The organism is Acinetobacter sp. 5862 (genome assembly GCF_024494585.1).
GTDB lineage: Bacteria > Pseudomonadota > Gammaproteobacteria > Pseudomonadales > Moraxellaceae > Acinetobacter.
Genome location: NZ_JANHGP010000021.1, coordinates 65,137 through 81,396, shown reverse-complemented (window position 1 = coordinate 81,396; position 16,260 = coordinate 65,137). Strand labels below are relative to the sequence as shown.

Here is a 16,260-nt window from a genome sequence, read left to right as displayed (position 1 = left end):
TGATCATTCCGTATCACGAGACTTCCAGGTGGATCGACTTCAATGCTTAATGACAGTGAAAGTCACCATCCAATGCACCGCTCACCCGCCAGTGAAGCGTCTAGGAACTTTGATTATGCTGGGTCTAACGATATTTCACAGATGCAAAACATGGATGAAATATCATTAGACTGAAGATTAAGGCACTATTGCTGACATCGAAATAAACGTATCAAAGCACAAACTGAATATTTACAGTCAGTGGTTTCAGAGCATCATGTACAAAGCTGCTTCTGAATCTTGATCGCGCCAATTTGATGTTTGCTCAAAAGTATCGGGCTGATTGTTTGTGTGCATCACTATTAGGTGTCACACCCATGAAACGTATGTTGATTAATGCAACCCACGCCGAAGAAGTTCGCGTTGCACTGATTACTGGTAATCGTCTTTACGATTTCGATTTAGAAAATCGTACTCGTGAACAAAAAAAATCAAATATTTATAAAGGTCATGTCACTCGCGTTGAACCTTCTTTAGAAGCAGTTTTCGTTGAGTACGGCGCACAGCGTCAAGGCTTTTTATCTATGCGAGAAATTGCAAACTCGTATTTCAAAGCGGATCCTCGTCAAACTTCAAATATTCGTGAACTCATCACTGAAGGCACAGAATTATTGGTTCAAGTCGAAAAAGAAGAGCGCGGTAACAAAGGTGCTGCGCTTTCTACTTTTATTTCTCTTGCAGGCCGTTATTTAGTACTTATGCCAAACAACCCGAAAGGTGGCGGTATTAGCCGTCAGATTTCAGGTTCTGTGCGCGAAGAACTCAAAGAAATTCTATCTTCTTTAAATGTACCTCGTGGCATGAGCGTCATTGTTCGTACTGCGGGTATTGGTCGTACACAAGAAGAATTGCAACTTGATTTGCAACATTTACTTGACCTTTGGGCTCAAATCCAAGGTTCAGCAGGTTCTGGTCCATCACCAATGTTAGTTCACCAAGAAGCAGGTGTAGTGACACGTGCGATCCGTGATTACTTACGTGATGATGTTGCAGAAATCCTGATTGATAGTGAACAAGCTTATAACGAAGCCTATAACTTCGTAAAAGCAGTCATGCCACGCCAACTTGATAAGTTAAAAACTTATACCTTGAATGAGCCTCTATTTGCTCACTTCGGTATCGAAAGCCAAATTCAAACCGCTTATGAACGTGAAGTTAAACTTCCGTCTGGTGGTTCAATCGTCATTGACCAAACTGAAGCTTTAGTTTCAATCGATATTAACTCGGCGAAATCAACGCGTGGTCATGATGTTGAAGAAACTGCTTTAAACACCAACTTGGAAGCAGCTGAAGAAATCGCACGTCAACTTCGTTTGCGTGATATTGGCGGTTTAGTCGTAATCGATTTTATTGACATGACCAAAGACCGTAACCAACGTATGGTTGAAGCGAAATTACGTGAAGCAACGCAAAGTGACCGCGCACGTATCCAGTTCGGTCAACTGTCACGTTTTGGCCTCATGGAAATGAGCCGTCAACGTTTACGCCCTTCTTTAGAAGAAGCGACTGGCTACGTTTGCCCACGCTGTCATGGCACGGGTATGGTCCGTGACTTACGTTCATTGTCACTTTCGATTATGCGCAAGGTCGAAGAAATTGCTTTACGCGAGCGTCAAGGTGAAGTTCAAGTTGAAGTTCCAGTTGAAATCGCAGCATTCTTATTAAATGAAAAGCGTCACAGCCTTGTATATCTGGAGCAAACTTCCAATGTGCGTGTCACCATTTTGCCGCATCCACATTTAGAAACGCCACACTATGAAATTCAGTACAATCCAGCAGGCTTTGCGCCTTCAAGCTATGAACGTACTGAAGCGACCCGTGACAGTGAAAAACAACTCGGTTATGAGTCTTCTGAATGGCATTTAGAAGAAGCAGAGCATCACCATGCAGCACCTGCACAAAATAATGCAGCTGGACAGCAAAAGAAAGCCACTCAACAACAAGCTGCTCAACCTAAGCAAGCACAACAAGCTGTTGCACAAAAATCAGCAAGCCCTTGCGCATGGTTAGAGAACTTATTCGTTCAAAAGCAAGCACAAACGATTGATCAATCACGTTCTGCACAAAATGCTGCCGCAGCAATTGAACAAATGATTAATAACGGTGCAGTCAGCCGTGGTCAGTTTGGTCAAATGAATACACCTGCTGCTATCACTGAGACTGCAGCACCAACCGCCAATAATGCTTATATTTCACAATCACCCGTGAAACAAGAAGCACGCGAAACATTTGAGAAAGATGAAAAAGCTCATCGCCCAAATCAATCGCAAAATCCGAAGAAACGTAAACATAAAGAACAACGTGAACATCATTCACATGCACATGAACAACAAAATCAAGTGCAGGAAGAAAATATTCAAGTTTCTTCTCGTCAAGAGCAACCATCACGTCAAGAACAACGTGAGTTAAAGCGTCAGCAAAAACGTCAGCAACCACAAGAACATCAAAACCAACAGCAGCATCAAGATGCTGGACATGGTAATGATACAAGCGCGTTGCCACGTCGTGATCGCAATAACCAACAGCGTCCAAATCGACCAAACCGTCATCGTGACCAAAGTGTTTTAAATGAAACTGCTGCCGCTACACCTGAAACTGTAGCGAGTCCTCAACAAATTAAAGTTGATGTGATTGATGCACCTCGCGCAGAACCAATCAACACAGCATTGATCGTAAATATTGATCAAGGTCAAAGTGAAATTGTTGCATTAAATCAACAACAGGCTAAGCCAGTTACAAAAACTCAAACAGCACCTGTTGCTGTAGAGCAAACTGAAGTCCTTGAACCTGTTCAAACAGAAAAAGTGGCTACAGAAGTTGAAGAAGTGACATCAACTGAAGCTGCTCCAGCACCTGTAAAACGTGCTAGCAATGATCCACGTTCACGTCGTCGTCATCGTGATTCACAATCATCGCCTAAAGCCGTTGTGCCTAAAGTTGTACCGTCACAAATTCCAACATTAGCTCAATACACGATGAGTAGCCTGATTCGTCATGTATATGGTGAAGATTGTACTATTTTGATTGAGCAATTCGGCTTAGTGACAACATTTAATCGTGCATTACAAAAGTTTGCTGAGCAATATGCAAATACTTTAGTGCTTGAAACTGTTGCTGAAGAAAAACGTCCCGTAACCCGTGATGCTGAACTTCCAACTCAAAAGCAAACTGAAGAAGTTGAACCCGCACCTGTATTGGCACTAACTCCACCTGAAGCACCTGCTACTCGTGTTGCAAATGATCCACGCGAACGTCGTCGCTTGGCTAAACTTGCCGCTGAACAAGCTAAGGAAGCTCATATCGCTGCAAATACGACTGCTGCACCTGTTGAAAGCACCGAATCGAAAGAAGAAGTGCCAGAAACAGTCGTTAATATTATTGCAGATGAAACAGTATCCACTCCAGCGCAACAACCACTAGAACTAGACAGTACTGATGTTACTCCAGCAGAAGCCGCACCAGTTGAAGCTTCTGAACCAGTAACATCGACTGAAACTGTTCAAGCTGTTGAAAAAGCTGAGCCGACTGAAGCAGAACTAGAGGATGAAGCAGCGAAGGCAGAAAAGGAAAAATCTAGCCGTCCTCGTCGCCCTCGTGGAAGACCACCTAAAAAAAGCACAACTGGCAATGAATAATTTGCTAAATTGCACTCAATAAGGCAAAGCCTAGTCATTTCGATGACTAGGCTTTTTTGTTATTTTGTCAGATTAGGTTGATTGCTCTAGGAACTTACCAGTAAAAACAGCATCAACAACAATGATGTTAATGGTTTTGTTCTAACAGATAGCCATTTTTGGACTGGTCGAAAAATAAATAGGATTGATATGAGCCAAACTACGCAGACCGATATTATTACCCTTAGTGATGTTGCTACTCGACTTCCAAACTTCATCACCAAAGTACCTCATATCCTCAATGGACTTAAACAAGCATATATACGAACGCCAACTTCACCTGCTGGTTTAGGCATTGCCTTTGAAAAAGCAGTCAAGCGTAACCCTCAAGGCATCGCACTGTTATTTGAAGATCAAAGTTACAGCTACCAAGCACTAAATGAATGGGCCAACCAAATTGCGCATTACTATTTATCGCTTGGTGCTAAAAAGGGTGATGTCATTGCAGTGATGGTTGAAAACCGTCCTGAACTGATTGCTACGATTGTTGCTTTAGCTAAAATTGGTGTCACGATCGCACTCGTAAACACATCACAAGTCGGTAAAATCCTCGCTCATAGCATTAATTTGGTTAATCCAATTGCAGTGATTGCAGGTGAAGAAGTCCGTGCTGTGATTGATGAAGCTCGCCCAGAATTAAAAGTTGCTCAAGATCGTTTCCACTGGTTTGCTGATCTAGAAACACGAAAAAATGCAGGGCTTGCACCACAAGGTTATGTGAACCTTGCGCAACAAATTGACCAATTTCCAAAATTCAATCCATCGACTACCCGCACCGTGACAGGTAAAGATGGTTTGTTCTACATCTATACCTCTGGTACAACGGGCCTACCAAAAGCTGTTATTTTCACACACAGCCGTTGGACTCTAGCTTACGGTACCTATGGACATATCCTTAACCTCGGTAAAGATGATGTGATGTACGTGACCCTCCCGCTTTACCATGCAACAGGTGTAGTCGTGTGCTGGTGTGGTGTGATCGCAGGTAGCGCAACCCTTGCAGTACGTCGTAAATACTCAACTAGCGCATTCTGGAAAGATGTACAAAAATTCAATGCCTCTGCAATTGGTTATGTCGGTGAACTGTGTCGTTACCTCATCGATGCGCCTGCAACTGAACAGGATCGTGCTCATCGTGTTACCAAAATGATTGGTAACGGTATGCGTCCAAACATTTGGGGTAAGTTCAAAGAACGCTTTGGCGTGCAAGAAGTACTTGAACTTTATGCATCAAGTGAAGGCAATGTTGGTTTTAGTAATATCTTTAACTTTGACAATACAGTTGGCTTCTCTCCAACACCATACGCGATCGTTGAATTTGATAAAGAAAAGAATGAATTAGTTCGCGATAAGAAAGGTCACTGCAAGAAAGTCAAAACAGGTGAGGTTGGCTTACTGATTGGTAAGATCACCAGCCGTTCACCATTTGATGGCTACACCGATCCAGAAAAGAACAAATCTGTGATTTTAAAAGATGTGTTTAACAAGGGCGACTCATACTTCAATACTGGAGACTTGGTTCGTGATATCGGCTTTCGTCATGCGCAGTTTGTAGACCGTTTAGGCGATACTTTCCGTTGGAAAGGTGAAAACGTTTCTACAACTGAAGTTGAAAACATAGTCTGCGAATATGAAAAGATCGCGGAAGCTGTGGTATATGGGGTAGAGATTCCAAATACCAATGGTCGTGCAGGTATGGCAGCAATTACTTTGGTTGATGGTGCAGAGCTTAACGAAACTGATCTAAGCGCTATGGTAAATGTATTTAAAAAATGCTTACCATCATATGCAATTCCAGTATTTTTACGCATTCAAGCCAAAGTAGAAACCACTGGAACATTTAAATACCAAAAAAATAAACTGAAAGAAGACTCATTTAATCCGAGCAAAACATCTGAACGTTTATTGGTTTTATTACCAGGTACAAACAGCTATAGTGATGTAAATACTGAAATCTTTGATAACATTCAAAGCTATCAGTACCGTTTCTAGTTTATTTTTTAGCTAAACAAGAGGAAATCGTGCTTTTTATAAACAATCATGCAGATGTTTTTAAATTTCCTCTTGTGTTAGCTGAATAAGTTGCTAGAATACGCAACATCAAAACGAGATGGGTCGTTAGCTCAGTTGGTAGAGCAGCGGACTTTTAATCCGTTGGTCCCGCGTTCGAGTCGCGGACGACCCACCAGATTCTAAAAAACCTCATCATTTATGATGAGGTTTTTTATTTTGTGCGAACTATCTTTCTAAAAGATGACAGCAACCATTAGATTACTTTAAGCATCCTTGCTCAAAGTAATCTTGCACCTAAATTATAAAAAACTTTCCAATACCGAATTTAAAAAGATATGCCCCTGCTCTGTGCAAGCAATTCGATTCACATCAGCGACCAAAAGTTTTTTGTCACGTAGTTGATTCAGCGTCTCACTGATATCTTGCAAATCAAGCCCTGTGCGTTGAGTATAAAATTTCGCATCTACCCCATCATTTAAACGCAAAGCATTCATCATAAATTCAAAGGGCAATTCATCCGCTTCAATCTTTTTCATTTGGAGATGATCCGCAGGAACCTTGGCTAAATAATCCTTCGGTAAACGGGTTTTCTGAAAACGATAAATCCCATCTGGACGACTAACCTTAGCATGCGCCCCTGCCCCAATGGCTAAATAATCACCAAACTGCCAATAGTTCAGGTTGTGCGCTGATGGCTTTTCCTTACGCCATGCGGAAACTTCATAATTGATAAAGCCCTGTGCCTTTAAATATGCCTCACCCTGCTCTTGTATCTGCTCCAGTATCTCGTCCTGCGGAAGCATGGGCTGGGTACGAAAAAAAACGGTATTCGGCTCAATGGTCAGTTGATACCAACTAATATGGGTTGCGCCCTGTTCTACCGCAAGTTTGAGATCAGTTAGAGCTTGTTCAAGGGTTTGTTGGGGTAGACCATGCATTAAATCCACATTGACACGCTGAAAGCCTGCCTGACGCGCCTGCTGAATGGCACTGAGCGCATTATCGGCAGAATGAATCCGCCCTAAACGTTGTAAATGCTCCGTATTAAAACTTTGCACACCAATCGACAATCGGTTAATGCCCGCTGCAAGATAATCTGCAAATGGATCATGTTCCACTGTGCCAGGATTAGCTTCCAATGTGATTTCACAATCTACCTCAAAGTCTAATTGCGCCTTTAATTGACTAAATAACCACTGATAGCCTTGTGCTGAAATTAAAGACGGCGTTCCACCACCAATAAATACGCTATGAATTGACCGACCTTGCGCCATTTCAATTTGAGTCTCAAAATCAGCCACCAGCGCCTCAAGATATTGTTGCTCTAAATCCACAGACAATTCCCCATCAGGAACAGCATGTGAATTGAAGTCACAATAAGGGCACTTACGCACACACCAAGGCATATGGATATAAAGTGAAAGTGGAATATTTGCTGGATTTAAATGACTCAAAATGGAAGCTCAACAACAGAACCCTTTTATTTTAACATGACTCGACTCATCAACCACTCATCATCTATGCTATGTATGAGACCACCAAGAATAATGAATGATATAAATATGATCAAATTCTCAAGCCAGTTGCTACTTTTCCTCCCCCTCGCTTTAGGCGTTGGAATAGCAATGGCATTCCAGACTGCAATTAACGCCCAGCTCCGAGAACATTTACATTCCCCCATTCAAGCCGCATTTCTTTCATTTCTGGTTGGCACGATTATTCTTGCGTTTATGGTTTATTTTCAAAGCGCGGCAAAGCCAAACTTAAGTGAACTTTCACATATTCCGTGGTTTTTGTGGATAGGTGGAATACTTGGGGTTTATGCGATCAGCATGAGCATTTATACTGCACCCAAACTTGGATTTCTCACCTTTTCAGGTCTGGTTATTTTCGGCCAGCTTGTCATTTCCATGTTACTGGATCATTTTGGCTGGCTAGGGACAGAAAAAACACCTGTCAATTGGCAACGTCTTGTCGGCAGTATTGTCATTTTTATTGGTGTTATATTCACTCTACAACGCTAATTCTCCCTCAATCAATAAGAGTATTTTTTGTGTCTGACGCGACAACCAAGCGGTTTGAACTTAAGCAATTATTTCATTTAATGTTTCCGATCTTAATCACCCAATTTGCTCAAGCTGGGCTTGGTCTTATTGATACCATCATGGCAGGTCATCTTTCTGCTGCTGATTTGGCAGCCATTGCTGTCGGTGTTGGTTTATGGATTCCAATTATGTTGTTATTTGCAGGAATCATGATCGCAACAACACCTTTAGTCGCTGAAGCGCGCGGTGCAAGAACACCAGAGAAAATTCCGACTATTGCACGTCAATCCTTATGGGTTGCGGTCATCCTCGGCATCGTTGCTATGTTGATTTTGCAATGTATGCCGATGTTTTTACCCCTGTTTGGAGTACCTGAAAGTTTATTACCCAAAGCAAGCCTGTTTTTACATGCGATTGGCTTTGGTATGCCTGCGGTGATGATGTACGCAGCATTACGTAGTTATTCTGAAGCCTTAGGACATCCACGACCTGTCACTGCGATTAGCTTAATTGCATTGTTGGTCCTGATTCCACTGAACTTTATTTTTATGTACGGTTTTGGACCTATTCCTGCTTTAGGGAGTGCGGGTTGTGGCTTTGCAACAGCAATCTTACAGTGGCTGATGTTTATTACACTGGCGATTTATATTTCAAAAGCTAAAGCTTATAAACAAGCGCCCATTTTCACAAAATGGGAAAAAATTGATCCTATATGGGTAAAACGCATCTTAAAGCTGGGTCTGCCGATTGGTCTAGCTGTATTTTTTGAGGTGAGTATTTTCAGTACAGGCGCGATTGTCCTGAGTCCACTCGGTGAAAATGCAATTGCGGCGCATCAGATTGCAATTTCTGTGACTTCACAATTGTTTATGATCCCATTATCTCTTGCCATTGCACTCACGATTCGTGTGGGCACTTATTATGGAGAAAAAAATTGGTATGCGATGCGCCAAGTTCAAAAAGTAGGCTTGATTAGCGCAACCATTTTTGCTGCTTTGACCATGACACTGATTGCTGTAGCGCGCCCCTATATCGTGGCAATCTATACCAATGATATTCATGTTATTCCTGTCGCGATGTATCTGTTGTGGTTCGCGATGGCGTATCAATTAATGGATGCATGGCAAGTAAGCGCTGCAGGCTGCCTACGAGGCATGCAAGACACGCAAGCACCAATGTGGATTACCTTAATGGCATACTGGGTGATTGCTTTCCCAATAGGCTTATATCTGGCACGTTATACGATTTGGGGTGTTGCAGGTGTTTGGTTAGGATTGATTATCGGTTTAAGTATTGCCTGTGTATTCTTGATTGGTCGTTTATATTTAAACAATAAACGATTAGCGCAACACATTAACCTCAACTCATAAGAACTTAATGCTGATTTAATTTTTTAATTGAAAGATGACAAGTATGTCATCTTTCAATTTGACCAAAATGTGCGATCAATCTAATAAAAACTTTGGCTAAATCTTAAAAGATCGGGCTAGATTACATCTAAAAATTCCAACCAATAGATGCCCAATACATCCTGTAAGATCTAATCCATTCCCAATATCTACTTACATCCCTTAACATTTCCATCTAGGCAATTTAAGTTTTGTCGCCTATGATCAGGATATCACTTTGAAACTGAATCGAATGAGGTCAAGCGAATATGGCAAAACATGCAAGCTCTCCCAGTAGACGTTTTTTAAAACTGGCTGGTATGACCGCAAGTATTGCCAGCAAAAGCGTTGCCAACTCCATTCGTAATCTCACCGCAGATGAAGAACAAAAAAACGCAGCACGCAGCCAACTATTTCAAGATATTGGCTTACAGATTGCCGATACATTAGGTGAAATGAAAGGTGCTGTGATGAAAGTTGGGCAAATTGCCTCACAGTATAAAGACATCTTTCCACCCGAAGTGGCGAAAGCAATTGCTAAGTTACAACGCCAAGCCCCTGCCATGCCTTTTGCTGCGATACAACAGCAAGTCGAAAAAGAGTTAGGCAAACCCTTAAACCAAATTTTTAGCTCTTTTGAAACCGAACCATTTGCAGCAGCTTCGATTGGTCAAGTACATCGTGCGGTACTTCCAAATGGGCAAGCAGTTGTGGTGAAAGTACAATATCCAGGGGTTGACCAAGCCTGTGAAAGTGACTTAAAGCAAGTCCGCCTCGCATTACGCTTAATGGGCGTACTTAAGATTGATAAGAAGCTACAAGATCAACTATTTCAAGAAATTCAGGACAGCCTTTCCGCCGAGCTAAACTACGAAATCGAAGCACAAAACCTCGAGGTTTTTAAAATTTTTCATGAGAAGTTGGATAATCAAATCATCATACCAACCGTCTATAAGGATTATTCGTCTCGCCGCGTACTAACGCTGAGCCTTGAACAAGGTGATTCTATTGAAACCGCAAGTACATGGTCAGTTGAAACCCGCAATAAAATTGGTCGTCGTTTGATTCGCGCTTTAGGACAAGAAATGTTTTTCTTGAAGCGTTTTCACTGTGATCCACATCCGGGCAACTTCGCTTTCCGTGAAGATGGCAGTGTGATTATTTATGATTACGGTAGCGTCAAAACGCTATCCCCTGAAATCATTCAACACTTTAAAGCATTGGTCAATGCAGCTCGCCAAGAAGATATTGCTCAGGTTGAAGATTTATTGGTTGAACTGCATTCAATTGCTGAAAAGCAGAAATTTCCAACCGAACTGTATACACAATGGATTGAAATTCTATTACGCCCGTTAAGTACACATTATGACTTTGCCGAAAATTCATCGCATCACGATGGAATGCGACTTGTTAAAAAATCGCTGAAATATTGGGATGTATTTAAACCTTCTCCAGATACGCTCATGGTCAATCGTACGATTTCAGGACATTATTGGAACTTGATTCACCTTAAAGTTCACGACAACTTAAATGATTTATTTGAAGAGCTTGTTCCAAATTACTAAAAAACTGCCCCCCTTTATTTTGAATAAAAGGGGGTGAAATATTTTACCTACAAATTATATATCACTCACTTGAAAGCATTAGAATTGACCCCATATATTGTTATGTTATAACATATCCTAAAATAGGAGTCATTTAAAATGCGTAAAGATATTCATCCTGCTTATCAACAAGTCTTGTTTCATGATACCAATGCTGATGCCTACTTTTTAATTGGTAGCACACTCCAGCCTAAACAAAGCAAAGAATATCAAGACAAAGTCTATCCATACGTTACCCTAGATATTTCAAGTGCATCGCATCCGTTTTATACAGGTGAAGTACGCCAAGCAAACAATGAAGGTCGTGTTGCCAGCTTTAACAAACGCTTTGCACGTTTTAATCGCAAAGGTTAATCTTGTTTTAAGTTTCATTCATTAAGCTATTAATATTGGAAGTCTAAGGCTATATCTCCTCCGCTTAGACTTCTTTTTTTATGTCTAGATTCTATACATCCTAGCGATCAGTTGATTTACCCACCACGCCAAACTAAATCGGTGTTTTCACATAGAATAAAGAAATCTCTTTACGATTCAGATAACTCAATAATTCGATTGCTTGTTCAGAGCTTACTGCAAATTGAATTTGTATAGGTCGATCCGCGAATCCAAAGAAACGAGCAGAATGAAATAAACCCTGATGATCAACCTTCCAAACCCGCTCATACTGTCTCCCCACGCAAATTCATTTGACTTGCGACTGCCAACAATCATTCACTAATCGCTTTTCCCTAAACATTATGGTTTTGTGTCGTACAAAAAGTAATTAAAAATCCATTCATTTCATCACTTCTTGGCTATGTGGCACTAAGCCATTGATGCAGGCTCATACCTAAGAGGGTAAACAGCAATGATCCAAGCACATGAATCAAAATTGCAGCACAGGCATAACCCAATTTACCACTTTGTAATAAGGTAATAATCTCAGCCGAAAATGTTGAGAACGTGGTCAATGCACCACAAAAGCCCGTGATCACGAACAGTTTGTAATTGGGGCTGAGAGAGCTTTGAGAAAAATAGGAAATTGCAAAACCAATAATAAAGCCACCAACAAAGTTGACGGTGACCGTTCCTAAAGGAATATTGGGGAAAATAGGATTCAGCTTTAAACCCAAAAACCAACGTAACCATGCACCTAATACCGAGCCAAGTGCGATTGAGAGTAAAGGATAGTACATGATTTACTCCATACACTGCGCTGGAGCTAAAATGATATTCAGCATGAGTTTATAGCTAATTTTCTGAAATTTTTTCATTTGCGAACTCCAAAATGGGAACAGAGCACGCACAAACCTACGCTCCCTGTTCAGGGTAACGTAGGCATCATTAGCCAAAACGGCGGTTTGTAATAGGAGGAATGCCATCTCCTTTGCTCTAAAATAACATAATTTTTAGACAACTCAACTGCTGTGTATAAACACAAAGTTATCCACAATTTATTGAGATTCTGGCAATATTTTTTCTCCCACCACATAAAAATCCAGTTTAGGAACCACAAAAGTAAAAGCTGCGGTATCATCATCTAAACCCAATTGTTGCAACAATTGAGGAGCCTGTAATTTATCAATCTCAGCAGCCTGAATTTGTGGAAATTGCACAGGCATGTTGATATCCCCTTGCGACATCCGAGTCGGTTGGTCAATCCATTCAGCCCACGCATGATCTTGATCCACCAAAAATTGAACGGCCTCCTCCCATGAGGAAAATAAGCTTTGCCAAGCCTCAGGTAAACGTTTCTGCATGCTGATGTGTATATCACTGCTAAAAGAATAATCTTCATCCATGCGAATACGAGTATGAATCGCATTTCCATCTCGTTGATGCTGAAAATTTGGCGCATATTGCGCAGGCATCACATCACTGGCGAGGCGACCACCGATCACATACAGAGCTTGATCAACGATCACTTGTTCAAAGATTACGGTCTTAGGCTTTGATTCATTTAAATAAAAGCGCCAATTACTCTGCCGAGGTGAAGGCATTAGCTGGCGTAGTTTTCCAAGGAAAGTAAAGCCAAAATGCTGGTGCTGATAAGTTAAAATAGTAAAGATGGTTTTGCCCTGCTTTTCCCATAAAATAGCAGGATCTGGATAACGCTGGCGAACTTGCTCAGCATCCGCCAACCAAGACAAATAAACCACATTGCTCACCTGACTTTGTAAACGCATAAAAGGAAGTATGCGCATCACCATACGACGGAGTTGCAAGACAAAACGACAACTTAATATCGGTGCGAAAAATCGCAATGTAGACCATGGTGAGGACCACCTTAAACGGTGTCTATTCATTATTATTCAAAAGATTGATGCTCGCTTTGAGCATAAACTGCCAAGATTACAACGTCCAGTTCAAATACGATGCTGTATTTAAATGTTATGATGCGGGCATTACTTCACCAAATATGGAATTTTGAAATGGCTCAAAGCTTATTGGCACAACTTAAAGATGGTTCAGCAAAGTTTGCAGACGTATTGGCATTTATTGAAGCGCGTTATCAACATACGCCAACAGCCTTTCAAAATGGCGCACAATCAAATGCTGCAACCGAAAACCAAGGCAGCGCAAAAGTACTCAGCTTTGCGCAAATCGAAGGCTTAAATCAAGCGGAGACGCTCAGTTTATTTGCGGAACATTATGCATCTGTATTGGCGACACCTGAAGCAACAGATCATCAAAATATCCGTCAGTTTATGCAAAATGGCTGGGATGGCGTGAAGTTTGAAGGTAAAGCACTGACTGCAAAATAAGATAAAGGAGGTACTTAACCTCCTTTTTTATCATCATTTTCTATTGTAATGTTGGGTCTAACCAGTTTAGATAAATTTGTTGTTAAACTATAAAAATCGCCACCCATTTTCCCAACACTATCGAGTTGCTGTTGATCAATCATCTGCCCATCCCATAACCGATCATCAACATAAATCGATTTAACATCCAGCAATACGACTGTACCTCCAGATGCTAAGCTACTGAGCTGAATCACCTCTCTTAATTGGCATTCATAACGCACTGGTGCATATTTTACTGCCAAGGCTGCGACCGCATGGCTTGGTTCAGACTCAATCTCAGCAAAATCAAACTCACTTTGCTCTGGAGGCAATACAGCACAAGATAAATTCATCTGTTCAAGCAGTTGTGAATTTACAATATGAATCGCACATTGTTGCGTCTCGATTAAATTTCTCAAAGTATCTTTATCTTGCCCATTTCTTGGATTGACTTGTGAATACCAAAGGATGGGAGGATGACAACTCGCAACGTTAAAGAATGAATAAGGGGCTATATTGGCTACGCCACTAGCAGAAATGGTACTGATCCATGCGATGGGTCTAGGCGTAATTCCCCCAACCAACAAACGATAGATCTGATTTGCATCTAACTCAGAGGTTTCAAAAATCATAATGCTTGCACTACCTACTTATGGGCGTTCGATATATTGTGGTAAATCATCTGTAATGCAGTCCCGTTCGCTTTACGGCAACGCTGACATTGGCATTGGACGATCTCACCAATTTCACCCTGAATTTCGTAGCGGATGCCCTGACATAAACAACTCCCTTGATATACTGGCGATTGTTCAGACATATCATCATACATCCTATATTTATTGGCTACTCAAAACTAACACTATTCGCATATCAAACAAAGTACAAAACAGCGTATTTATCTGCTTAAAAAATGTTGTACGCCTTGCCCTGCTGCTCGCCCTGTGGCAAAACAAGCCGTCAGCAAATATCCACCTGTCGGTGCATCCCAGTCCAGCATTTCGCCACAGCAAAACACATAAGGATTAGATTTCAATTGCAATTGTGGAGATAAAATATCTTGCTTGACCCCGCCCGCACAGCTAATCGCTTCTTCGATTGGACGGAAGCCATCTAAAGAAATACTGAGATGCTTGATCTGCTGCACCATTTGCTTGGCATCTGACCATAAGCTTTTATCAACGATTTCCCGAAGCAGATTAATTTTGACCTGATCCAAGCCTGCTTTACGCCAAAGATTGGTAAGAGACTGCTTCTTATTGCCTTGTAATTTCTTTTCTAATTGTTCAATACTGAGGTCTGGAAGTAAGTCTAGGTGAAGTTTTAGGTTTTTCTTTTGGCTCAGCTGTGTTCTTAAATCACGTCCCAATTTATAAATCACACCACTTTCAAAACCATAGTGCGTAATGATGATATCACCATGTGTCTTTCGCTCAGTTGTAACCCACGCATCAACTCGTTTGAGTGGCTGACCAAAACAATCTTGCATAAACGGCGACCATTGTTTCAGCACCCCAACATTGCTAGCCTGAAATGGTTCAATTTCATCGGTGGAAAGCCATTGCTGCCACGCGCCATCACTACCTAATTGTGACCATGACACTGCTCCGCAGGCCAAAATAATCGCATCATAAGTTGCACTAAATTGCTGAGTCTGATTCTCTATCGTGAGTTGATTGTTGGATAAATCCACACAACGATGACGATAATGGAATTTTACACCCTTCTGAATCAATCGCTTTAACCAAGCACGAAGTAACGGTGCTGCTTTCATTTCTACTGGAAACACACGCCCTGAACTGCCGACATAGAAATCGATCCCAAGACCTTGCATCCAATTTTGAATCCACTGAGCATCCCATTGTTTCACCCAAGGGCTCAACCAATCGGTACGATCATAGCGTTGGATAAATACGTCTACAGGCTCAGCATGTGAAATATTTAAACCTGTTTTGCCCGCCATTAAAAACTTGCGCGCTGCAGAAGGTTTTTGTTCAAACACATCAATTTGATAGTTGTATTGACTCAACACTTCAGCAGCCATCAAGCCCGCTGGACCTGCACCAATAATCGCAATGCGTTTAGACATCAAGGTTCTCTTGAATATTCTGCCCTTGCAATGGTGCAAAATCATCAAAACGGGTTATATAACTTTCTGGTTTTCGAATGATCAATTGTTGGCACAATTCACCACGTTCTAAGTACTTAATTTCAAAATGAGTACGTGCAGAATCTACTGCAATTTTCTGCTTTTCATATGGCAGTTTCCATAGCTCAATCAACTGCTGTTCAGCTTCATCAATATATTCAGGAATATTGCTTGCGAGCGTAATCGAGCCATTGGGCTGAAGACGAGAAAGTAAGAACTCAAAAAATGGCATATTCAGCCAACGTTGTGCAGGATTATGCGGCTCTGGATTTGGATAGAGAATAAAAAATTGTTCGACCTGTGCAGGATATAGGGCATGCACAATCCAAGGTAAAGCATCGGCATGAATCGGATTGAGATATTCACGCGGTTCTAGTTGATGCTGTTTTTGCATAGCCAGAAATTTTTCTTTGGTTCGTTCAATCGCATACAACGTGGTGTGTGGATTTTGCCCCGTAAACAACAAGGCATGTTTGCCTTTTCCAGCACCAATTTCGACACAAATCGGTGTACTAGGAATGGCAATAAAATGACGAGGGGCTTGCATACGTTGTGCTTGAAATTGACGAATCGACATAATCTCATC

General features: G+C 41.4%; 13 protein-coding genes, 1 tRNA gene, 2 pseudogenes and 1 riboswitch. Of the genes and pseudogenes, 8 read left to right on the top strand and 8 right to left on the bottom strand.

Going from position 1 to position 16,260, the window contains the following annotated elements; translation table 11 throughout:
* Positions 1–356: 356 nt before the first annotated feature.
* The 3 genes from NO346_RS03720 to NO346_RS03710 all read left to right on the top strand — a co-directional run bounded on the left by NO346_RS03720 (position 357) and on the right by NO346_RS03710 (position 5,901).
* Entirely contained in the window at positions 357–3,674 is a 3,318-nt protein-coding gene (locus NO346_RS03720; RefSeq protein WP_256414287.1) for an Rne/Rng family ribonuclease, read from the top strand.
* A gap of 189 nt (positions 3,675–3,863) precedes the next feature.
* On the top strand, positions 3,864–5,705 hold the full coding sequence (locus NO346_RS03715) for a long-chain-acyl-CoA synthetase (RefSeq protein ID WP_256414286.1): 1,842 nt from the start codon (positions 3,864–3,866) through the stop codon (positions 5,703–5,705).
* Between the two features lie 120 nt (positions 5,706–5,825).
* A tRNA-Lys gene (locus NO346_RS03710) sits at positions 5,826–5,901 on the top strand.
* Positions 5,902–6,025: 124 nt separating this feature from the next.
* Here the strand turns inward: NO346_RS03710 and hemW are convergent.
* Complete coding sequence (gene hemW, locus NO346_RS03705; RefSeq protein ID WP_256414285.1) at positions 6,026–7,180, bottom strand: radical SAM family heme chaperone HemW; 1,155 nt, start codon at positions 7,178–7,180, stop codon at positions 6,026–6,028.
* Positions 7,181–7,288: 108 nt separating this feature from the next.
* Here hemW and NO346_RS03700 point away from each other — a divergent pair, with 108 nt between their 5' ends.
* The 4 genes from NO346_RS03700 (at position 7,289) to NO346_RS03685 (ending at position 11,117) form a co-directional block, all read left to right on the top strand.
* Positions 7,289–7,750 carry a DMT family transporter gene (locus tag NO346_RS03700; RefSeq protein WP_256414313.1) on the top strand — a complete coding sequence of 154 codons (462 nt, stop codon included), beginning with the start codon at positions 7,289–7,291 and terminating at the stop codon, positions 7,748–7,750.
* Positions 7,751–7,779: 29 nt separating this feature from the next.
* The gene (locus tag NO346_RS03695; RefSeq protein ID WP_256414284.1) at positions 7,780–9,141 is read left to right on the top strand and encodes an MATE family efflux transporter; all 1,362 of its coding nucleotides are present in this window, start codon (positions 7,780–7,782) and stop codon (positions 9,139–9,141) included.
* 287 nt (positions 9,142–9,428) lie between these two features.
* Positions 9,429–10,724, top strand: a complete 1,296-nt coding sequence (locus NO346_RS03690; RefSeq protein ID WP_256414283.1) for an AarF/ABC1/UbiB kinase family protein — start codon at positions 9,429–9,431, stop codon at positions 10,722–10,724.
* Positions 10,725–10,862: 138 nt separating this feature from the next.
* On the top strand, positions 10,863–11,117 hold the full coding sequence (locus NO346_RS03685) for a type B 50S ribosomal protein L31 (RefSeq protein ID WP_256414282.1): 255 nt from the start codon (positions 10,863–10,865) through the stop codon (positions 11,115–11,117).
* Positions 11,118–11,250: 133 nt separating this feature from the next.
* On the opposite strand, the pseudogene NO346_RS03680 reads toward NO346_RS03685, so the two are convergent.
* The 3 genes and pseudogenes from NO346_RS03680 to NO346_RS03670 all read right to left on the bottom strand — a co-directional run bounded on the left by NO346_RS03680 (position 11,251) and on the right by NO346_RS03670 (position 13,048).
* Positions 11,251–11,482 (bottom strand): annotated as a pseudogene (locus tag NO346_RS03680) (DUF190 domain-containing protein).
* A gap of 75 nt (positions 11,483–11,557) precedes the next feature.
* Positions 11,558–11,938, bottom strand: coding sequence for a fluoride efflux transporter CrcB (gene crcB / locus NO346_RS03675; protein ID WP_256414281.1), 381 nt, complete (start codon positions 11,936–11,938; stop codon positions 11,558–11,560).
* 132 nt (positions 11,939–12,070) lie between these two features.
* A riboswitch (Fluoride riboswitch) is annotated at positions 12,071–12,137 on the bottom strand.
* 59 nt (positions 12,138–12,196) lie between these two features.
* On the bottom strand, positions 12,197–13,048 hold the full coding sequence (locus NO346_RS03670) for a DUF2071 domain-containing protein (RefSeq protein ID WP_256414280.1): 852 nt from the start codon (positions 13,046–13,048) through the stop codon (positions 12,197–12,199).
* A gap of 126 nt (positions 13,049–13,174) precedes the next feature.
* Between NO346_RS03670 and NO346_RS03665 the strand changes: the two genes are divergently transcribed.
* Positions 13,175–13,507: a HopJ type III effector protein gene (locus NO346_RS03665; RefSeq protein WP_087547239.1), complete on the top strand. Its 333-nt coding sequence runs from the start codon at positions 13,175–13,177 to the stop codon at positions 13,505–13,507.
* 14 nt (positions 13,508–13,521) lie between these two features.
* Here the strand turns inward: NO346_RS03665 and NO346_RS03660 are convergent, their stop codons facing one another.
* The 4 genes and pseudogenes from NO346_RS03660 to NO346_RS03645 all read right to left on the bottom strand — a co-directional run bounded on the left by NO346_RS03660 (position 13,522) and on the right by NO346_RS03645 (position 16,251).
* Positions 13,522–14,160 carry a flavin reductase family protein gene (locus tag NO346_RS03660; protein WP_087542980.1) on the bottom strand — a complete coding sequence of 213 codons (639 nt, stop codon included), beginning with the start codon at positions 14,158–14,160 and terminating at the stop codon, positions 13,522–13,524.
* A gap of 56 nt (positions 14,161–14,216) precedes the next feature.
* Positions 14,217–14,345 (bottom strand): annotated as a pseudogene (locus tag NO346_RS03655) (GFA family protein); the annotation flags it as partial.
* Positions 14,346–14,423: 78 nt separating this feature from the next.
* The gene (locus NO346_RS03650) at positions 14,424–15,614 is read right to left on the bottom strand and encodes a TIGR03862 family flavoprotein (protein ID WP_256414279.1); all 1,191 of its coding nucleotides are present in this window, start codon (positions 15,612–15,614) and stop codon (positions 14,424–14,426) included.
* A complete protein-coding gene (locus NO346_RS03645; RefSeq protein WP_256414278.1) occupies positions 15,607–16,251 on the bottom strand; it encodes a tRNA (guanine-N(7)-)-methyltransferase in 645 nt (214 codons plus the stop codon). Before NO346_RS03645 ends, NO346_RS03650 begins: the two co-directional genes overlap by 8 nt.
* Between the last annotated feature and the right edge of the window lie 9 nt (positions 16,252–16,260).